Annotated in this window: 17 protein-coding genes; 9 read left to right on the forward strand and 8 right to left on the reverse strand. The window is 68.7% G+C overall.

Annotated elements, in window-relative coordinates; all coding sequences use genetic code 11:
* Window positions 1–6: 6 nt before the first annotated feature.
* Entirely contained in the window at window positions 7–1,482 is a 1,476-nt protein-coding gene (locus tag KEG57_RS01340; protein ID WP_272458021.1) for an ASKHA domain-containing protein, read from the reverse strand.
* A 222-nt stretch (window positions 1,483–1,704) separates the two neighbouring features.
* Here KEG57_RS01340 and rpmI point away from each other — a divergent pair, with 222 nt between their 5' ends.
* The 3 genes from rpmI to pheS are packed head-to-tail and all read left to right on the forward strand — an operon-like array spanning window position 1,705 to window position 3,367.
* Window positions 1,705–1,902 carry a 50S ribosomal protein L35 gene (gene rpmI / locus KEG57_RS01345; RefSeq protein ID WP_153819534.1) on the forward strand — a complete coding sequence of 66 codons (198 nt, stop codon included), beginning with the start codon at window positions 1,705–1,707 and terminating at the stop codon, window positions 1,900–1,902.
* 24 nt (window positions 1,903–1,926) lie between these two features.
* Window positions 1,927–2,280, forward strand: a complete 354-nt coding sequence (gene rplT, locus KEG57_RS01350) for a 50S ribosomal protein L20 (protein WP_272418474.1) — start codon at window positions 1,927–1,929, stop codon at window positions 2,278–2,280.
* A 16-nt stretch (window positions 2,281–2,296) separates the two neighbouring features.
* A complete protein-coding gene (gene pheS, locus KEG57_RS01355; RefSeq protein WP_272418473.1) occupies window positions 2,297–3,367 on the forward strand; it encodes a phenylalanine--tRNA ligase subunit alpha in 1,071 nt (356 codons plus the stop codon).
* Here pheS and KEG57_RS01360 read toward each other — a convergent pair.
* Window positions 3,358–4,725 (reverse strand): ATP-binding cassette domain-containing protein, encoded by a 1,368-nt coding sequence (locus KEG57_RS01360; protein ID WP_272458023.1) that lies wholly within the window; start codon window positions 4,723–4,725, stop codon window positions 3,358–3,360. The two genes, pheS and KEG57_RS01360, sit on opposite strands and share 10 nt — an antisense overlap.
* An 836-nt stretch (window positions 4,726–5,561) precedes the next feature.
* Here KEG57_RS01360 and KEG57_RS01365 point away from each other — a divergent pair.
* Window positions 5,562–7,301 (forward strand): sigma-70 family RNA polymerase sigma factor, encoded by a 1,740-nt coding sequence (locus tag KEG57_RS01365; RefSeq protein ID WP_272418471.1) that lies wholly within the window; start codon window positions 5,562–5,564, stop codon window positions 7,299–7,301.
* Window positions 7,302–7,453: 152 nt separating this feature from the next.
* Here the strand turns inward: KEG57_RS01365 and dacB are convergent, their stop codons facing one another.
* Window positions 7,454–8,977, reverse strand: coding sequence for a D-alanyl-D-alanine carboxypeptidase/D-alanyl-D-alanine endopeptidase (gene dacB, locus KEG57_RS01370; protein WP_272418470.1), 1,524 nt, complete (start codon window positions 8,975–8,977; stop codon window positions 7,454–7,456).
* 134 nt (window positions 8,978–9,111) lie between these two features.
* Between dacB and KEG57_RS01375 the strand changes: the two genes are divergently transcribed.
* Window positions 9,112–9,645, forward strand: a complete 534-nt coding sequence (locus KEG57_RS01375; protein WP_272418469.1) for a hypothetical protein — start codon at window positions 9,112–9,114, stop codon at window positions 9,643–9,645.
* A gap of 8 nt (window positions 9,646–9,653) precedes the next feature.
* Window positions 9,654–10,148, forward strand: a complete 495-nt coding sequence (locus tag KEG57_RS01380) for a hypothetical protein (protein WP_272418468.1) — start codon at window positions 9,654–9,656, stop codon at window positions 10,146–10,148.
* Here the strand turns inward: KEG57_RS01380 and KEG57_RS01385 are convergent.
* Window positions 10,145–11,047 carry a fumarylacetoacetate hydrolase family protein gene (locus KEG57_RS01385; RefSeq protein ID WP_272418467.1) on the reverse strand — a complete coding sequence of 301 codons (903 nt, stop codon included), beginning with the start codon at window positions 11,045–11,047 and terminating at the stop codon, window positions 10,145–10,147. The genes KEG57_RS01380 and KEG57_RS01385 overlap by 4 nt on opposite strands.
* 311 nt (window positions 11,048–11,358) lie before the next feature.
* Between KEG57_RS01385 and pyrG the strand changes: the two genes are divergently transcribed.
* Window positions 11,359–13,050, forward strand: coding sequence for a CTP synthase (gene pyrG / locus KEG57_RS01390; RefSeq protein ID WP_272418466.1), 1,692 nt, complete (start codon window positions 11,359–11,361; stop codon window positions 13,048–13,050).
* On the opposite strand, the gene KEG57_RS01395 is transcribed toward pyrG, so the two are convergent.
* On the reverse strand, window positions 13,043–14,008 hold the full coding sequence (locus KEG57_RS01395) for an acyl-CoA desaturase (RefSeq protein WP_272418465.1): 966 nt from the start codon (window positions 14,006–14,008) through the stop codon (window positions 13,043–13,045). The two genes, pyrG and KEG57_RS01395, sit on opposite strands and share 8 nt — an antisense overlap.
* 168 nt (window positions 14,009–14,176) lie before the next feature.
* On the opposite strand from KEG57_RS01395, the gene KEG57_RS01400 reads away from it, so the two are divergent.
* A complete protein-coding gene (locus KEG57_RS01400) occupies window positions 14,177–14,830 on the forward strand; it encodes a CBS domain-containing protein (RefSeq protein ID WP_272418464.1) in 654 nt (217 codons plus the stop codon).
* Window positions 14,831–14,835: 5 nt separating this feature from the next.
* On the opposite strand, the gene KEG57_RS01405 is transcribed toward KEG57_RS01400, so the two are convergent.
* Window positions 14,836–15,771, reverse strand: coding sequence for a diacylglycerol/lipid kinase family protein (locus KEG57_RS01405; protein ID WP_272418463.1), 936 nt, complete (start codon window positions 15,769–15,771; stop codon window positions 14,836–14,838).
* Window positions 15,772–15,961: 190 nt separating this feature from the next.
* Between KEG57_RS01405 and KEG57_RS01410 the strand changes: the two genes are divergently transcribed.
* Window positions 15,962–17,293 (forward strand): HEAT repeat domain-containing protein, encoded by a 1,332-nt coding sequence (locus KEG57_RS01410; RefSeq protein ID WP_272418462.1) that lies wholly within the window; start codon window positions 15,962–15,964, stop codon window positions 17,291–17,293.
* Window positions 17,294–17,305: 12 nt separating this feature from the next.
* Here KEG57_RS01410 and KEG57_RS01415 read toward each other — a convergent pair whose 3' ends face one another.
* A complete protein-coding gene (locus KEG57_RS01415) occupies window positions 17,306–19,396 on the reverse strand; it encodes a DUF6029 family protein (protein WP_272418461.1) in 2,091 nt (696 codons plus the stop codon).
* Window positions 19,397–19,430: 34 nt separating this feature from the next.
* Window positions 19,431–19,958 (reverse strand): peroxiredoxin family protein, encoded by a 528-nt coding sequence (locus KEG57_RS01420; RefSeq protein ID WP_272418460.1) that lies wholly within the window; start codon window positions 19,956–19,958, stop codon window positions 19,431–19,433.
* Window positions 19,959–19,972: the final 14 nt, after the last annotated feature.

Genomic DNA, 19,972 nt, shown 5'->3' on the forward strand with positions numbered 1-19,972 from the left:
GGTCGCTCAGAAATCGAGGCTCGCCACGAAGACATCCTGGAAATCGTCACGGGTCGCGAGCTCGACGTGCCGGACCCGCGACCGGACATCCGCGAGCCTCGCCCGCGCCGCCTCCGGATCCCGCGCGAACACCGTCGCGCCTTCGAGCGACGCGTTGCCCACCGCGACGACCGCCGACGGATCTACCTCCGGCAGCATCCCGAGCCGGATCGCCACGTCGTGCCGGAGGTGCGTCCCGAACGCGCCTGCCACCGCCACGCGCGCGAGGTCCTTGTCCCGGATCCCCGCCGTCATGCAGAGCAACTTCGTCGCCGCCCGCAACGCGCCCTTCGCGAGCTGCAGCTCGCGAATGTCCATCTGCAGGAGATCCACGCCCCGCGCGAGCGTGATCCGATCCGCGCCCGACGCGATCGCGCCGTCCTTCGCCACGAGCCCCGCGCGCACGAGCTCGCCCAGCACCTCGAGCAGCCCCGTCCCGCAGATCCCTTTTGCCTTCACCGTCCCGATCGTCGTCGCGCGAATGGCCCCGTCGTCGCGCACCTCGACCCGCACGATCGCGCCTGGCTCCGCGCGCATCCCGACCGAGATGTTTCCTCCTTCGAACGCCGGCCCCGCGGGCGTCGACGCCGCGTAGAGCGAGCCCTCGTGCGCGAGCACGATCTCCGTGTTCGTCCCGATGTCGATCAGCATGCGCGGAGGACCCGGTCGATCGAGCTCGGTCGCGAGCACCGCCGCGGCCGTGTCACCGCCGACGAACGATCCGAGCAGCGGGAACGTCGTCAACGTCTCCCCGGACAAACCCAAGCCCGCGGCCGGCCCGGTCCGTTCGTCGAAGAACGGCGGCGTGTACGGCGCTTCGGCCAGGCTCGTCACGTCCTCGCCCCAGAGCAGCGTCGTCATCGCGCTGTTCGCGGCGACGACCCATCTCCGGATCGCGCCGTCTTCCGGGAAGATCCGCCCTCGTGCCGCGCCTTCGAGCAGCCGCAGCGTCTCGCGCGCGTCCTCCGTCAGCTCCTCGCGCGCCTGCTTTCCTTGCAGCGCGTGCGTCAGCCGCGTCATCACGTCGTGACCACGACGCACCTGCCGGTTCAGCACGCTCGCCTCGCCGAGCACCTCGCGCGTCGCTGGATCGATCGTCCGGAGCTGCACGCTCGTCGACCCGAGATCCACCGCCGCATCCACGATCTTCGGCAGCTCTCCGGCCGCGAGTCTCGTCACGCTTGGCGCCGCGCGCAGATCGAACCGGCTCTGCACCTCCACCGTGACGGGCGTGCGCGGCCGGATCCGGCACGACAGTCGCAGGCCCTCGCGGATCATGCCCTCGCTCAGGACGGCCCGGTCCTCCTCGGTCGGCGGCGCGTTCCCGGCGAGCACACGGACGATGCATTTCCCGCACGAACCTCGACCGCCGCAGGGCGCGTTGATCGCGATTCCGCGCGAATGCGCGACTTCCAGGAGCGAATGTCCAGCATGGAAGCTCACGGTGGTACGGACGGGGGTTCCGTCGCTGGACGGCTCTTCGAAGGTGGCGCGGACGAGCATGGATCGGGAGGCTAGCTCTTGGGGACCTTCGCGGCCTTGACAACCCCCGCACCCGTCCGCCATAAAGCTCGCCCCGCCGCATCTACCTTGGTTTCGAACGGCGCTCCGACGGTCGGAGCGAGGCCAGGCAGAGCGCACCCCTCACGGGAGCGAGAAGGCATCATGCCCAAGATGAAGACGAACCGGGCCGCCGCGAAGCGCTTTCGCGTCACTGGCTCCGGCAAGATCCGCCGGAGCAAGGGCGGCTTGAATCACTGCATGCAGGAGAAGAGCAAGAAGCGCCTGCGCCGTCTCCGCAAGAACGACACCGTCGACACGGCGATGGAGGGGCGTGTGAAGCTCCTCCTCCCCTACCGCTGATCCCGAGCAAGAGAGGAGCGCCCAATGCCGAGAGTCAAGCGTGGGTTCAAAGCCCGTCGTCGTCGTAACCGCGTCCTGAACCTGACCGAGGGTTATTTCCTTGGCAGGAAGAACCGCTACCGCCAAGCCGTCGAGGTCCTGCGCCACGCGTGGGAGTACGGCTACATCAGCCGCAAGCTGAAGAAGCGGGATTTCAGGCGCCTCTGGATCGTCCGCATCAACGCCGCTGCCCGCACGAACGGCACGACGTACTCTCGCCTCATGAGCTCGCTCAAGAAGGCGAACGTCACGCTCGATCGGAAGATCCTGTCGGAGCTCGCCATCCACGATCCGGCGTCGTTCGGCGCGGTCGTGAAGCTCGCGGGCGGAAGCCGCTAGGCCGGGAGGTCGGGGCGTGAGCGCCGCGGATCCCGCTCAGGCGATCAAGGCCATCGACGAGGGCCTTGCTGCGCTCGGCACGCGCTACCGCGACGCGTTCGCGGCCGCGACGAGCGAGCAGGCCCTCCGCCTCGAGCACGCCCGCGTCCTCGGCAAGAAGGGCGAGCTCACGGCCGTCCTCGCGCTGATGCGCCACGTCCCCGCCGACCAGAAGGCCGCGGTCGGCAGCCGCGTCAACACCTTCAAGGAAGAGGTCGAGGCCGCGTTCGAGACGCGGCTCAAGGCGATCGCGCGCGCCGCCCGCGAGGCGGAGCTGCGCGGACTGCCCTACGACCTCAGCTTGCCGGGCCGCCTCGAGCTCGACCGCGGCCATTTCCATCCCATCGCGCAGGTTCGGGACGAGCTGCTCGCGATCTTCCGCGACCTCGGCTTCGTTGCCGAGGCCGGGCCCGAGATCGAGCTCGAAGAGAACAACTTCACGAAGCTCGCGTTCCCGCCCGATCACCCTGCGACCGACATGCAGGACAGCTTCTGGCTCGGCCCGGGCTTGCTCCTGCGCACGCACACGACGACGGTTCAGCCGCGTGAGTTCTTGCTCCGCAAGCCGCCGCTCGCCGTGGTGATGGCGGGCTCGGTGTATCGCCGCGACGACGACGTCACGCACTCGCCGATGTTCCACCAGATCGACGGCTTCCTCGTCGACGAGAAGGTGAGCTTCGCGGAGCTCAAGGGCGTCATCACGGCCTTCATCGAGCGCCTTTACGGCCCGGGCCTGCCGGTGCGGTTCCGGCCGAGCTACTTCCCGTTCGTCGAGCCCGGCGCCGAGGTCGACTGCGGCTGCGTCTTCTGCCGCAAGCCTGACGGCACCTACGCCGGATGCCGAGTCTGCAAGCAAACGGGGTGGCTCGAGGTGCTCGGCTGCGGGATGATCCATCCCGACGTCTTCCGTCACTCGGGCCTGGATCCCGAGCGGTACAGCGGGTTTGCCTTCGGCATGGGCCTCGATCGCCTGGCGATGCTCCGGTACGGCATCCCGAACATCCGCCTGAACTTCGAGAGCGATCCGCGCTTCTTGTCTCAGTTCTGAGCCGCGAGCGTCGTGGCCGAGACGGCCGCCGCTCCCTCGAACGAGATCACCTCGTCCGCGATCGAAAGCGGCCCCGGCCGATGCGTCACGATCAGGATGGTCCGCGTGCCCCGCTGCGCCGCGAGCGCTGCCAGCACGCGCGCCTCGGCCTCGGCATCGAGCCCTGATGTCGGCTCGTCCAGAAGCAGCACCGGCTGATGGCTCGCGACCGCGCGCGCGATCGCCACGAGTTGCCTCTCCCCGCCCGAGAGCTCGTGCCCCCCAGCGACGATCCTCGCCCCCCCTCTCGCCTCGGCGAGCCCGAGCCCTCCCACCTCCGCGAGCGCTCGCCGAATCTCCGCAGCGGGCGCATCCTTCGCGCCGAGCCCCACGTTCTCCTCGATCGTCCCCGACACGATCGCCGCCTCTTGCGGCACCCACGCGAACGGCCGTTCGTCTGGACCGACCCCGGCGCGCGTCAGCTCCTCCCCATCATAACGAAGGGCCCCTTCCGTCGCGGGCACGAGCCCGAGCAGCCCCCGGAGCAGCGTCGTCTTCCCGCTCCCTGTTGGCCCCACGATCGCCACGATCCGCCCTGGCTCCGCCGTGAACCGCACCGGCCGCCCGCTCACGCCGCCCGCGTCGAAACGCAGCCCTTCGACCGACAGCTGCGCCAGCCGGAACCGACTGCGCGCCCCTTGCACACTTGCCGCCTCGGCCGCTTCGAGCGCCGCCTCAGCGCCTCCGACCTGCACGCTTGCTTCGAGCGCCTCGAGCGACGCCGCGCCTCGCTCGATCGCCGTCCGCGCATCCCCGAGATCGCGCAGCGGCCGATACGTCATAAAAAACACCGCCGCGAATGCGACGAGCGACCCATCCCCAAGCGAAGGCTGGGATCGCTCGATCCAGACGACGAGACCCAGCAACGCGGCTGCGGCGAGCACCTCGTTCGCACCGGAAATCGCGCCCCTCGTCGCTTCGGCCCGTGCGGCGGCGCGACCGGCCTCATCGCCGGCCTTTCCCAGCGCCGTATGAACCCGCCGCGCGGCTCCGTACGTTCGCCATAGATCCAGGTGCCGTACCAGCTCGTCTACAGCGGAATGCAGGCCCTCTGCGAGGCGTGCCGACCGCGCGTGATGCACCCGGACGAACCGCCGCGCGAAGGCCAGGATCAGCGCGAACGGCGCGAGCAGCAGGATTGCGGCGATCGCGAGGCGCGAGGACAGGCAGAGAAGCGCCACGGCGAGCGGAACGAGGTGTGCAATCGAACGGGCGGCCGCGAGCACGCCTTCATCGACGCCACGCTCGACGTCGCGGATTCGCACGGTGATCGCGGCGAGGGAGGCGGCGGCCGCGCTCGGCGCTTGTCCTTGCAGCACGATCCCGGCGGTGATCGTGCGCCGAATTGCGTTTCCGACCTGAAAGACAGCCCTCTTCTGACCGTAGATGGAGAAGGTGCTGGCTGCCGTCTTTACAAGGGACGCCCCGAGACCGATAGAAGCCAGAAAAATCGGATGATGCAGGGCGTCGTGGGGGTCGACAAGGGCGCTGAAGGAAGCAAGTTGCCTACCCATCAGCGCTTGGCCGAGAAGGCCAGCGCACGAAGCCAAGATTCCATGGGCTATCGCCTGCACCAGGGTAGCCCCAGAAAACATCCAACAGTTTCGCCGGTCCCGGCGGAGCTCGTGAACGACACGCAAGACGAATGTCCGACTGGACGTGTTCTCAGTCGGCATCATCGACTACAACGGAGCGCGTAAGCATGGGAGCACACCGTCATCGAGGCAGCCCGTCGCCCACCGCCTCGCATGTCGGGGAGCCGGCCTCCCTGCATGCCTCGTCGGAGGATGCTCCTAGCATGCCGACCGGCGATAGGCCCGACCCGGGAGCGGGAAATTCGGGAACATACACCGATGACGGCATGAAATTTGCAGAATTACTCGAGAAGACGAGCGATCCAGTCTCCAACATTGCATCCGTGAACGGCGGCCCGAGCCAGCCGATTTCTTCTCGGAGAGGATCCACCGGAATCAAACCGCACAATCCCCCGTTCAGCCCCCTATCGGGCAGCGGGAACAAGGGCCCAGCCATGGCGAGCTTCGAAACCCCGACGAGCCCGGACCGATCCCTCCTTGACCCCGCCGAGAGCTTCCACTCTCGAAAGGGTGATTCCGAAGAAGTGAACGAAAAACCCTCCACCGCAACGAAGAGCAAGATGAGCACGTCGACCGCCCGCCGCCCCGATGCCAACCGCCCCTCCACCAAGGCCGCGATGACGGGCTCCACGACGCGCACCGCCTCGGCCTCGGCCCCCAAGCCCGCGCGTGGGAGCGCGCCCGGTCGTCGCGGTACCGCCGCCGTCGCGAGCGCGCGCCCGGTTCGTCGTAGCGGAACGATCGAGCGCCGGCCCACCAAGGGCCAGGAGCCCGAGCAAACGCAGGCGCCGGTCGACGACGAGGCCCTCCTCGACGACGCGCGCGGTAAGACGCCGAACCCGCCGCTCGCCAAGGAGCCGCTCGCCGCGTCGGACATCGACATCGGCATGCTGGATGACGAAGGCGCGGCCGCGGAAGAGGCCGCCGCCATTCGCCCGCGGCCCGAGATGCACGATCCGGAGCCGACGACGGCCGAGTTCATCGACCTCGAGTTCACGCCGCTCAGCCGGCCGGATTCTCCCCGGACCAACGCCGACCGCGAGCTCAAGGACATCGAGGAGGGCGGCGGTGACTCCATGCTCGCGCGGTATTTCCGCGACATGGCGCTGCACCCGGTCATGGGCCCGGAGGAGGAGCTCGATACCGCGCGTGCCGTCGAGCGCACGGAGATCGATCACTGGGTCGCATTGCTCTCGTACCTGCCCGCGGCCGAGTTCGTGCTCGACGCGCTCGCCGAGGACGTGGCGAAGGCCGGCGAGGACGAGGTGAAGGCGCCGCAGATCGAAGAGCTGCAGAAGCTCGTGAAGATCGCGAAGAAGCAGAAGTACAAGCTCGCGCCCGAGCACGAGAAGGCTTGGAGCCAGCTCACGAACGAGCTTGCGACGGTGATCCGCCTGCCGGACTCCGACCGCCTCTGGATGTCGCGCGCCAGCAGCATCGCGCGTGATCTCGTGCGCGAGCCGGACTTCGAGGAGGACACGATCGCCGACACGGAGGAAGGCGCGCCGATCCGGCCGCCGCGTCCGACGCTCCCGATGTCGCCGTCGTACAAGCGTTACCTCGATCGGGTCGAGAAGACGTTCCAGGCGCAGCACGACGCGAAAAACCGGTTCGTCAAGGCGAACCTCCGTCTCGTCGTGTCGATCGCGCGCCGCTACAACCGCGGCCGGCTCCCGCTGATCGACCTCATTCAGGAGGGCAACATCGGCCTCATGAAGGCGGTCGAGCGCTTCGATCACAACCGCGGCTACCGCTTCTCGACGTACGCGTCGTGGTGGATCCGGCACGCGATCAGCCGCGCCCTCGCCGACAAGGGCCGCGCGGTTCGCATCCCGGTGCACATGCTCGACACGTACAACCGCGTCGCCCGCGCGACCCAGGCGATCATCGCGCGCACGGGTCACGAGCCGACGATCGAGGAGCTCGAGAAGGAGACCGGCGTCCCGCGCGAGAAGCTCGACAAGGTGAAGGACTTCTACGCGGAAACCCCGTTCTCCCTCGATCGCCCGGTCGGCGACGAGGACGGGCGCAAGTTCATCGACTTCCTCCAGGAGGAGAACGCGCTCTCGCCGTTCGATCACCTGGCGAATCGCAAGTGGAGCGACGAGGTTCGTCGGCTGCTCACCACGCTGACGCCGATCGAGTCGCGCATCATCCGCTGGCGTTTCGGCCTCGACGACGAGGACGAGCTCACGCTCAAGGAGATCGGTGACAAGTACAACCTGTCGCGCGAGCGCATCCGCCAGCTCCAGGAGCAGGCGCTCGTGAAGATCCGCAAGCAGATGCGCGACTACTACTGACGTTCGGCGGGGCACAACCCCGCGGGATCGAAGGACCGAAGGCCACCCGGGAGAAACCCCCGGCGTGGCCTTCGACGTTCAGAGGGGTATGACATTTCTGTCATACACGCACGGGCACGGCGTGCGCGATCTGAGCAAGCGATGCTCTCGGGCTATCGGTCCTTCCAGAGGGCACGCGCGGCCGCCTCGACGACCTTGTCGATCGAGCCACGCGCCTGGCCGACCTTGTCGGGAATGCCGTTCACGTAGATGGAGAACGCGATCGGCGCGCGGCCCGGAGGACCGAGCACGTAGCCCGAGAGCGCGGCGACGGCGTTCAAGGTGCCGGTCTTGGCGCGAACGATGCCGCGATCGCCGAGGTTCTTGAAGCGTCCGCGCAGCGTGCCGTCGACGCCGCCGACCGCGAGGTGCGCGAGGAATTCGGGGCCCATGGTCACATCGCGATACGCGGCGCGGAGGAGCGAGGTGGTGCCGAGGGGCGTGATGCGGTTCGCGTCGAAAAGACCCGAGCCGTTTTTCACGACCATCCCCTCCTCGAACGCGCCGATCTCCTTGAGGTAGCCGGTGATGACCTCCGCCGCGCCTTCCGCAGTGCCGGGGCGGGCCTTCTTCTCGGCGCCGACGGCCTTGAAGATCATCTCGGCGTAGAAGTTGTCGCTGTCCTTTCCGAGGAGCGCGAGCAGCTCGCCGAGCGGGCGGGATCGATGCGACGCGAGCAGGCGCTTCTCTTTGGCGCCACCGAGCTTCACGGGTCCTTCAACCTCGATGCCCGCCGACGCGAGGACCGTGCGCAGCGCATAACCCGGCACGAGACGCGGATCGTCGAGGCGCCGCCGGACCCGCACGACGCGCGAATTCTCGGGCAGGTGCCCACCCACGCGCGCGACGAGGCGATCTCCCTTCGGCGAAAGCTCGAGCGTGATCTTCTCCGGATCGCCCTTCTTCGTCGTTCGCACCGTCCCCACGACGTCCACGAAGCCGAGCGGATCGACGCGCACCTGCGCGTCCTTGCCCTTCTCCGCCGCGCGCACCGAGAGCGTCACCGTGTTCTCGTCGAGCGCGACCGCGGAGACCGGCGCGCGGAACGGCGCCCATTCATTCGGCTGCTCGTCGAACGCCGGCGGCACGAAGCGATCGTCGAAGTAGCTCTGGTCGACGACGATCGCGCCCACGCGCCGCACGCCCGCGGTCACGAGCTCGCGCACCATCGGCCAGAGATTCCCGGCGTCGAGCGACGGATCCCCCTGCCCGCGCAGGACGAGCTCCAGCACGCGGTCGCCGTCGAGCTTGCCGTAGAGGCCCGTCACGAAGCGATGCCCCGGCCCGAGCAGACGCAGCGCGGCGGCGGCCGTCACGAGCTTCGCGTTCGAGGCTGGATTGAAGGCCGCATGCCCCTCACGCGCGGCGATCGTCTCCCCCGTTCCCACGTCGACGAACGCGACCCCGGCGGTCCCGCCCCAGCCCTTCACGTCCGCCGCGAGCTTGTCGATCGCTTGCAGGATCGGCCCTGCCTCGATCGACGCGCGAGGACGCGCCGGGGCCTCGGTGCTCGGCCGATCCGCCTGCGCCGGCGCCGGGCTCGCGGCGGGGGTCGGGACCTCCGAGCGCGCCGAGGCGGTGAAGGCGAGGAGCGCGAGGCCGGCGAGCGTGGGGCGGAGACGGCTGCCTTGGTGCATGGGAGCTTCCTACAACGTCCGGGTCGGGAGAGCGCATCCGACGAGGGCAGACGTGGGCTTTCATTGTGCGGAGAGCGCGAGACCTTGCTAGGGTCCGGTCAAACTCGATCCTCTCTTTGGGACCGGAGAAGACCGTGGCTCTTCGCACCTCGACCTCGCATCTCACCCTGGGGCTCTCGATCTCCATCCTGCTCGTGGCCTGCGGCGGCGCTCAGCCGAAGCAAGCCGGCGACGACTCCACCTGGGAAAAACCGCCGGCGAAGGCGGCCGAGGAGAGCAGCCCGAAGGAAGAAGCGCCGGCCGCTGACACCGGCGAAGACACGAAGTGGACCGGCGCGGCCGAGCCGGCGAAGCTCAACGAGGATCAGGTCAAGCAGATGGAGATCGCGCTGAAGCGTGGCCAGACGAAGGCCGCGAACTGCGCGACCGTCGTCGAGAACGGTCCGACGGGTGAGGGCCCGGTGTCGGTCACGTTCGACGGCAAGATCGGCAAGATCACCGATGTCGAGGTCGGCGCGCCGTTCGCGGGTACGCCGGTCGAGCAGTGCATCAAGCGCTCGTTCATCGGCGAGTACTGCCTGCCGTTCGACGGTGATCCGAAGGTCGTGCAGTACAAGGTGAACCTGCCCGCGAAGGCCGCCGCGGTGACGCCGCCGAAGAAGAAGTGACGATCGGAATGAAGCACGCCTCGATCCTCGTCACGCTCGCCCTCTTGCTCGGCGCTTCGCAGAGTTTTGCCGAGGAGACCGAAGAAGCTCCGCCGCCGCGGTATCCGCCGTCGTCGGTGCGGCCGAAGCTCATCGGCGGCGGGCTCGCGATCACGGCGATCGCCTATGGCGTCGGGTTCGTCGCCGCGACGAGCTGGCCGGATGCGCCGGGCGCGGAGTCGTTGAAGATCCCGATCGTCGGGCCGTGGATGGCGATCGCCGAGAACAAGTGTGGTGATCCCGAGGCGACCGATTGTTCGGGATCGATCTGGATCCGCGGGCTTTTGACGGGCCTCGGCGGCCTCGCGCAGATCGGCGGGCTCGCCCTCGTCGCGGAGGCGATCATCATGAAGACCGAGGCGGTCGCGCCGAAGCCCGCGGAGGCGGAGCAGAGCGCGTTCATCATGCCGGTGCCGATCGTGGCGCCGAACATGACCGGGCTCGGGCTCGTCGGCAGGTTCTAGCCCTTCACGCGGCGATACGGCGGCGGCTCGGGTCCGAGCACGGGCCGCGCTGCGATTTTTCCGAGACGATCGACGGCGACCTCGAGCGTCGCGCCGAACGCGAGGCCGAGGCGACGCGCGGCTTCGCTGCCTCCTTCGATCGGTGGAGCACCAACGATATCGCCCGGCAGCAGCGTGACGTGGCGGCTGACGAAGGCGAGCGACTCCGCGAACGAGAGCGCCGGCGCGGCAAGTCGCGCGAGCTCTTCGATCACGCCGCCCACGCGCAGTCGCACGCGCGCTTCATCGAGCGAGCCGGCTTCGTCCTTCGTGACCAGTACGGGGCCGATCGTCGCGGCGAAGTCACGCGCGCGAGAGGGGCCGCTCGTTCGTTCCTGTTCCCGCGCGACCCAGCCGAGGAGGATCGTGAAGCCGAAGATGGCGCGCTCGGCTTCTTCCACCGTCGCGGCGCGGAGCTCGTCGCCGAGTAGCGCCGCGATCGAGATCTCGACGTCGGGCCGCGGCTCGTTCGGCGGGAAAGGAACGGATTCTTGGTGCCCCAACAATCCGCGCGGGTTGCCGAGGTGGTACCGAGGTTCTTCACGTTCGGGTGCATCGACGAACTGCACGAGGAGCGCGCGCTCCGGCAGGCATGGCGGGAGCCAGAGCAGTTCGTCGGGCCAAAGCCTCGCTTCGGTGGGGCGCTCGCCGGCGCAGAGACCATCGTCCAGGACGTCGAGCCCCGCGCCGCCGACGGAGAAGACGCGCGCGAAAAAATCTTCGGCGGTGAACGAGTTCTCGTCGAGCAGCGGCTCGTCGCGCCTTCGCTCGAGCTCGGCGACGTCGTAGAGGCAGCCGTCACGCTCGAGCGCGATTCGTGGCACCGGCGACGACGGAAGGAGGACACGGGCAAGACGCATGGGCAGGGCGCCTCGGCACCAGGATCGACCACGTTAGCATCCCTCGTCGGGTGCGTCGCGGCTTTCAGGCTGGAAAACGGCTGTTTTTTCTTCAGCGGCGAGCGCGTTGACGCGCCACCCTGGACGCCTAGACTGCGCCCTGGTTGACGCTTGGGGCGTCACTTCCATCGAGCGGAGTGATGCATCCCAAACCCCCAGACGTGTTCAGGCAGATGTTTGCCCCAAGCGGGCAGAGCTGTCCGACCGTACGGACAAACCAACCGAGCGCGGCTCGGGAGTGATGCGCCCACGCGGGGCCGGAGCGGCGGTTCATGAGCAAGCGGACCAAATTCGTCTTCGTCACGGGTGGGGTGGTTTCCTCGATCGGCAAGGGCCTCGGCGCCGCCTCCATCGGCGCGCTGATGGAGGCGCGCGGGCTGCGCGTCACCCACATCAAGCTCGATCCGTACATCAACGTCGATCCCGGGACGATGTCGCCGTACCAGCACGGCGAGGTGTTCGTGACCGACGACGGCGCGGAGACCGACCTCGACCTCGGCCATTACGAGCGCTTCACGCTCGCGCGCATGACGCGCCAGAACAACTTCACGACCGGACGCGTCTACGAGTCGGTCATCTCGAAGGAGCGGCGCGGCGAGTACCTCGGCGCCACCGTGCAGGTGATTCCGCACGTGACCGACGAGATCAAGCACCGCGTCCGCGCGGCCGCCGAGGGCGTGGACATCGCGATCGTCGAGATCGGCGGCACGGTCGGCGACATCGAATCGCTCCCGTTCCTCGAGGCGATCCGTCAGCTCAAGGTCGAGTGCGGCAGCCAGAACGCGGTCAGCGTGCACGTGACGCTCGTGCCCTTCATCGCGACCGCGGGCGAGCTCAAGACGAAGCCGACGCAGCACGCCGTGAAGGAGATGCGCGAGATCGGCATCCAGCCGGACATCCTGCTCTGCCGCTGCGATCGGCCGCTGTCGCGCGGCATGAAGGAGAAGATCTCGCTCTTCTCGAACGTCGAGGTCGACTGCGTGATCGCGGCGGTCGACGTCGGGTGTATCTACGAGCTGCCGATCGTGCTGCACGCCGAGGGCATCGACGAGAAGATCGCCGAGAAGCTCAACATCTGGGCGCGTCAGCCGGACCTCTCGCAGTGGCACTGGGTGGTCGAGCGCTTCAAGCGGCCCACGCGCGGCACGGTGAAGATCGGCGTCGTCGGCAAGTACGTGCACCTGCGCGACGCGTACAAGTCGCTGCACGAGGCGCTCGTGCACGGCGGGCTGCACAACGACGTGCGCGTCGACCTCGAGTACATCGACTCGGAGCAGATCGAGCAGAAGGGCGCGGCGGAGCTGCTCGGCGCGCTCGACGCGATCCTCGTGCCCGGCGGCTTCGGCGACCGCGGCACCGAGGGGAAGATCGAGGCGATCCGCTACGCGCGCGAGCAGAAGGTGCCGTTCTTCGGCATCTGCCTCGGCATGCAGCTCGCCGTGGTCGAGTTCGCGCGGCACATCTGCGGGCTGCACGGGGCGAACTCGGCCGAGTTCGATCGCAACGCGCAGCATCCGGTCATCGACCTGATGCCCGATCAGAAGGGCGTGCTCGACAAGGGCGGCACGATGCGCCTCGGGGCGTATCCGTGCGTGCTCGAGCGTGGCTCGCTCGCGGCCGAGGCGTACGGCGCGACGTCGATCAGCGAGCGTCACCGCCATCGGTACGAGGTGTCGAACAAGTACCGCGACGCGCTCTCGCAGGGCGGCCTCGTGCTCTCGGGGACGTCACCCGATCAGCGCCTCGTGGAGATGGTCGAGCTCCGGGATCACCCCTACTTCCTGGGCTGCCAGTTCCACCCGGAGTTCAAGAGCCGCCCGCAGGCGGCGCACCCGCTCTTCTCGCGCTTCGTGCGCGCGGCCGTCGAGCGTCAGCGCGAGCAACGCAAGCCACGGACGGAGAGCGTCGGCGGGGCGCAAGGCACGCTGCCCGGCCCCGCCAAGAGCTCATCCACCGTCAACTGACGCGCGTGGCCGTACGAGCGAGCGAGGGCGCGCCGTCGTCCTCGCTCGACGTCTGCTTGCCGAGGAGGAGCGGCGAACGCTCGCCCACGTCCGCGACGAGGTCCTTGCGAAGGACGCGCTCGGGCGGACGGCGCAGATCCCACACGATGCCGAGCTTCTCGAGCGCGCGCAGCACGTAGAAGCTGATGTCGATCTCCCACCAGAAGAAGCCCTGGTTCGCGCTCGACATGTAGTGGTGGTGGTTGTTGTGCCAGCCCTCGCCGAGCGTGAGGAGCGCGAGAAACGCGTTGTTGCGGCTCGTGTCCTTCGTCGCGTACCTGCGTGATCCCCAGACGTGCGCGAGCGAGTTGATCGTGAACGTCGCGTGCATGAGCACGACCGTCGAGACGACGTAGCCCCACAAGAAGCCGTCGAAGCCGAAGGGGATCGTGACCGCGGCGATGAGCGCGGCCGAGCCGATCACGTGGTAGCGATCGAGCCAGCGGAGCTCGGGGTAACCGGCGAGATCGGGGACGAGATCGATCCGCGTCTCCTGGTGCTCTTTGCCCATCCACCAGCCGAGGTGCGCGTACCAGAAGCCACGACGCAGGGGGCTGTGCACGTCGCGCTCGGTGTCGGAGTGCTTGTGGTGAACGCGGTGCGCCGCGGCCCACCAGAGCGGACCCTTCTGCACGGCCGTGGTGCCAAGGAAGGCGAGCACGAGCTGAAACAGCCGGCTCGTCTTGAAGCTGCGGTGCGAGAAGTAGCGGTGGTACGCGGCCGTGATCGCGAACATGCGCACGAAGTAAGCCGCGGCGGCGAGCGCGACGAGGCGCCACGTCGGGCCACGCACGAGCGCGACGACGACGCCCACGTGCATCGCGAAGAGCGCGGCGACGTGGAACAGCTCGGACAGCGACCACCTCGAAGAGGCGACGACCGTGATGGAAGGCTTTGAATCCGGAGCGTCCGTTTGCACGAGGCCGACTGTCACATGCGCTCTTCAGCCGTCGCCCTGCGTCCCGTCACGATTCGGTCATGCAAACACGCGTGGCTCGCGAGATGCACGCATGACGCGTGGTGCAGCGCGTCGCGCGTCATCGCCTTGGGCGGTGCGCACGACGCGCGCGGGAGCAAGGAGGATCGTGTGAAGGTGCGAGAGATCATGAGCGCGCCCGTCAGCACGCTCGAGCTCGGCGACAACATTCTGTTCGCGGAGGAGCTCATGACCGTCGAGCGCGTACGTCACCTGCCCGTGCTGGATGGCGACGTGCTCGTGGGCCTGCTGTCGCACCGCGACCTCCTGGCAGCCACGGGCCGCGTCCTCGACAAGCTGCCGGCGGACGACATGGCCGAGGCGAAGCGCAAGACGTGCGTGCGCCATGTGATGCGTGGGTCGGTCGATACGATCGGGCCGGACGACGACGCGGCGGACGCAGCGGACATCATGCTCACGCAGAAGATCGGCTGCTTGCCCGTGGTGGACGAGGCGCATCGACTGCTCGGCATCGTGACCGATTCGGACTTCGTGGCGATGGCGCGCGACGCGCTCCGGGCAGGAACGATCACGCAGGCCACGAAGCAGCCGGTGGTGGTGCGTGCGCCCGTGGCGACGAGGCCGAGGCCCTCGCTCGCGAAGGGGACGGCGAAGGTCGCTGCGACAGCGACGTCCGCGCGAGGGGCGACAAAGATCGCATCGAAAAAGGGGACGGCGACGAAGATCGTGCCGAAGGTCTCGACGAAGGCGCACGTGCGAAAGGGCGCGATGACGAGGAAAACGCCGACGCGGCGAAGCGCGTGACGTGATCAGAGCGTGACGACGTCGATGGGCGGGCCCGCGGAGACCGTGACCTCCGAGGCGCGCAGCACGTCGCCGTCGAGCACGTAGGGACCTTCGGGGGAGAAACGCACGACGAACGAGCGCGCGAGGTCGTCGAAGGAACCCGCGCCGCCGATGGATTTGCCGAGGAGGACAAGCGGCGCGCGCGGGCCGAGCGAGCGTGGAGGCAGAGGGCTCGCGACGAGGTGCGGGCGATCGAGGTCCTCACCCGCGCGGTAATTGACGCGCATGCCGATGCCGAGGTCACGCACGACGGACGCGCACACGAGCGACCAGCGATCGGAGGTGAGGCGACGGCCGTCGACCTCGATCGTGCACGGCATGGGCGTGAGCACTTGCTGTGCATACGGACCATCGACGAACGACTCGACGAAGATCCGGCCGGCGATCCGCGCCGCGCCGCCATACCCGCGCGCGCCGTCCGCGTAGTAGAGGTCGAAGAACCGCGCGACGAGGCCGGTGCCGAAGATGAAGCCGAGGCGCTCGTTCGTCGCGCCCTCGCGTGCCTCGCGGACGCGCAACGTGGCCCTTCGTCGCGAGGTGAGCGCGCGGGCGGCGAAGATCCGAGCGAGCAGCCGCGTGGGATCCCCCTTCATGCCGAAGTTCCGCGCGACCGTGGCAACGGTGCCGCCGGGCAGGAGCGCGAGGCGCGGGAGCGAGGCCTCGCCGAAGGCGCGCGCGAGCGCCGTGACGCCGGCCATGAAGCTGCCGTCGCCGCCGGAGAGGATCACGAGGTCCGTGCCGCGCGCGGCGAGCCGCGCGCAGACGGCGTCGAGCTCGTCGACACGGGAGGTGGGGTGAACCTCGGCGACGCCCGCGCAGGTGCGCCTCACCTCGTCGAGGAGCGAGGGCCTTCGTCGGTAGAGGCGCGCCGTGATGTTGGCGATGACGTCGAAACGCATGAACGAGAGGTCCTCGGCGACGCCGGGGCCTGTGGGGGAGCGGACGCGATGGGCGTGATCGGGAGACAAAAGAGCCGCCCGAGCCGCGCAGGGTGACGCACCGGAGGCCCGGGGGAAAGGGCCGAGCGCGCGTGGAGACGGAAGGCTTTGCGAGACGGGGCGAGGTCAGGTAGCTCGAAAGGAACGCCCGATGATCGCTCGCCGCACGAAATTCCCGCGCGCCCTTGGAAGTCTCCTCGTCCTCGCTCTCACCGCAGGCTGCGGCGGAGGCCCCGCGCTACGCGCCGCAGAGCAAGGGGATCTCGGCGGCGCGCGACGCGTGCTCGCGAGTGGCTCCGCAGAGGAGGCGGTGGACGAGGCCGAGGCGCGTCGCATCGCGCGCGTGGTGCTCGAACAAGAGGTGAAGGCCGCGAAGGGGGACGCGGGCGTGAGCAAGCTGAAGGAGCTGCCTTCGTGCGCGGAAGGGCTCGACGAGGTGCTCGAAGCGCGCGCCGCGGGCAGCGACGAGGTCGCGGCGATCGCGGCGCTCATCCGCTTCGATGCACGCCTCTGGGATCGCGACGATCTCGCGGAGGCGGCCCGCGCGGCGCTCGCGTCGAAGGGCGCGTCGAGCGCGTGGCGCGCCGTGGAAGCGCGTGGGCTCGTCGCGTACGCGGACGGTCCGCAGCGCAGGAGCCTGTTCGCCGACGGGGACCAGGCCGTGCGTCTCGCGGCGCTCAAGGCCTCCTTCGACGCGTTCGATCCGAACGACACCGAAGCGCTGCTCGAAGCGGCGCGGCTCGATCCGCACCCGCCCGTACGCCTGCAGGCGATCGACGCGGTAGGCAACCTCGGCGGCGATCGCGTCGTGCTCGCGCTGAAGGATCTCTTCGTGAAGGCCGACGAGGACGAACGGGTCGCGATCGTGGGCGCGTGGTCCTCGACGCGGGCGATGGACGCAGGCGGGCGAGCGCAGCTCGTACGCGTGTCGCAGATCGAGCGAGGTTTGCCGCAGATCGCGGCCGCGGCCGTGCTCGTCCGCCAGCCGGGGCTGGGCGCGGAGGACGCTGCAGGCGTGCTCGCGCGGGCGATCGAGACGGGCTCGACGCGCGAGCGGGTGTTCGCGATCCACGCGGCGACGCTCAGCGTGCCGAGCGTTCGTGAGGCGCTCGTGAAGGCGCGGACCGATGCGGACGAGGACGTCGCCATCGCGGCGCTCGGCCGCGGCCTGGAGATGGCGCCGGCCGAAGGCGAAGGCGCGAAGCCCAAGGAGCGCGCTGAGATCACGCAAAAGCTTCTCGGCATGGCCAAGGGCAAAGGCATCCGCGCGCTGCTCGCGAAGGCGGCGCTCGCGCGGGCGGGCGCGCGCGAGGTGCTCCCGCTCCTCACGACGGACGCGCGCTCGACGAGCGAGCAGGCGCGCAAGGTCGCGGGCACGTCGCTCGTGGCGCTCGGCGAGCTCGGGCGCGCCGCGCTCCTCGCGGTCGACGCGGATCCGCGCGTTCGCACGGGCGTCGCATGCGCGATGCTCCGTGCGAAGTAACAGTTTGTCCGACTAGAACCGGGAGACGACCTCGAGCCGCGCGCCTTCGAAGGGCGGGAACAGGCGGCAGACGCCGGAGACGCAGCGGATCGCGCCGCGCCGCTGCCCGACGAAGAGGTTCACGGTGTTCACGAGCCGCGAGGCCCACGTGTCCGTGCTCCCGGATCGGTACGTGAGGCCGCCGCTCAGGTAGTGGCAGAGCACCACCTTGAACTCGTCTTCGCCGGCGAGCTCGGGCTGGCAGCCGGGCCGCGTCGAATACTCGTAGCCGAACACCGCCGAGAGGTGCGGCGACCAGTGGAGCGCCGTGTAGTTCTCGCCCTCGTTCCACACCCGACCGTGCGTCGCGGGCAGGTAGCGGTTCCGGTGGAACCCTTGGAGCTGCAACGAAAACGGTCCCTTGATGTGCTTGACGAGGTCGTAGCGGATGTAGCCCTCGTAATAGAGGACGTCCGTCTCGCCCGGCGCCCGCGTCCCGAGCGTGGGCACGGCGCGCTCCGCGATACGCGCGCCGATCCAGGCGCGCGCGTGCGACTTGCCCTGCTCGCGGCTCATGTCGATGCCCACGGCCGTGTCCCACGTATCCGTGCGGAACTGGTCGTCCATCGACTGGCAGAGGTCGTTCGTGGGCACCTCGGTCCAGCTCCGGTACCGGCCGAGCCAGCCGTAGACCGACGTGTGCTCGTCGTACTTGAAGTTCGCGGTCGCGCGGCCGCCGGTCATGCACACGTTCGGCGACTCGATCGGCTCGATGTAAATCGGCTCCGCGGTCGGCGGCGCGCTGTAGGCGACGACGCTGTACTCGGGCGCGCTGTAGCCCGGCGTGGTCACGTCGATGTTCGAGCCGAGCGGGAAGAACTTTCGATTATGTTTGGCCTCCAAGGAAAGCTGCAGCTTCCCGAGACCGAAGTTCGCGTTCGCGTAAACCGCGTATCCCGACACGTCCGCCTGCCGCTCCGTGGCCGTGCCTTGCGCGTCGATCGCGCCCACGTGCCCGTCGCGGAGCTGCTGCCCGGCGACCTCCACGTAGAGGTCGCCGATCCCCGCGATCGACGGCACGTTCACCGATCCGCTGAACGTGCGGATCTGGTTGTGCGAACGACCTCCGGGCAGGACCGTGAACTCGGGGAACTCGGCGTAGCAGCGATCCACGCACGTCGAGTCGCCCGTGGAGCAGGCGTTCCTGCACGCGAGGTTCTCCTCGGTGAAGGATTTGCGCATCAGCACCGACGCGTTCGCGGCGAACTGGACGGCGTCGATCCCGCCCTCGACGCGGCCGCCGAAGATCGTGTCTTCGAGGTAACTCGGCCTCGGCGCGGCCACGACCGGCTGCCCATTGATGGCGTACGTCGTCGCGGCCTTCGCGTCCGGAAAGCCGAAAAACAAGGGCGATCCTGCGCCGTGCAGGCGCCGGCCGCTCACCTCGTCGAAACGCAGCGGGTTCATCTGCCCCGCGAGCAAGGTCGCGCCGATCCGCGCGGGCCCGAGCTTCTTGTCGAAGACGACCTTGCCGCCGCGGATCGTCGTGTCGATCGCGAGCTCGTCGATCTTGCGCACGCTGAGCACGAGGCCGCGACCGAGCTGCGCGTAGAAATCGCCGATCGTGACGTCGAGGCCCGGCTGGTTGTATCCGACGTAGAGTTTGGCCGGGTAGATGCTGTTCAGAAACCGCGTGTTGAGCTCGTTGTAGAAGCGGTTCGCATAGTCGATCGTCTGCGGCACCTGGGCGTTCGGATCCGCCTGCTTCACCGCGTCGATCTGCTTCTGCGCGATCACCTGCGCCTCGGTGCGCGTCGTGGTCAGGTAGTAGAGCGCCGAGTCGAGCCGCACGCCCACGCGGAAGCGCCACCACGTGGCCTGCACGTTGAGGCGGTTGATCCACTCGCCGTAGTCGTCGTCGACGATCGGCCGCGGGTTGAACGCCCTTGGATCGTGGTTGCGGTTGTCCCAGCGGTAGTCGACGACCGTGGTGTTGGTGACGTCGAGACCGATCGGCTCACCGGCCGGCCCAGGCAGGTCGAGCGCGCTCGCGGCGGGCGCGATCGCGAGGCTTCCGAGGGTGACGGCCAGCGCGGCTGCGGCGCGACGCGAGGAGGAGCTCACGCGCGCCTTCTACCATGACGCGCGCGCTGCCCGATCAGTCCGCGAGGGCCTTCTCGACCTCGGCTGCCAGGGTTTTTTCGTCCCCCGCGGTGTATCCACCACGCTTGTGCACGATCGAACCGTCCTTGCTGATGAGCACGGTGAAGGGCAGTTCGCGCTTCGGGTTGTAGCGGGCCGTCACCACGGTTTCCTCGTCCAAGAGGACGGGGAAGACCATGTCCTTCGAGCGCACCACGCTGCTCACCTGCGCGCGGGACTCCGGCCCGTCGGCGGAGACGGCGAGCACGACGAACCCGCGATCCTTGTGCTTTTTGTAAAGGTCGACGAGGTGCGGCATCTCGATCATGCAGGGGTCGCAGGTGGTCGACCAGAAGTCGATGAGCACCACGCTGTTTCCCTTGTAGTCCGAGAGCCGGACTTGCTTGCCGTCGAGCGACGGCAGCGTGAAGTCGGGCGCTGTCGCGCCGCCGCCGGCCTTCGCGGAGGGCATTTCGCCACCACACGAGCTGAGGAGGAGGCCGGCGATCGCGGCCCCGAGGACGTGTGCTTTTCGCGCGTTCATCCGCGCATCATGCC

The organism is Polyangium jinanense (assembly GCF_028435365.1).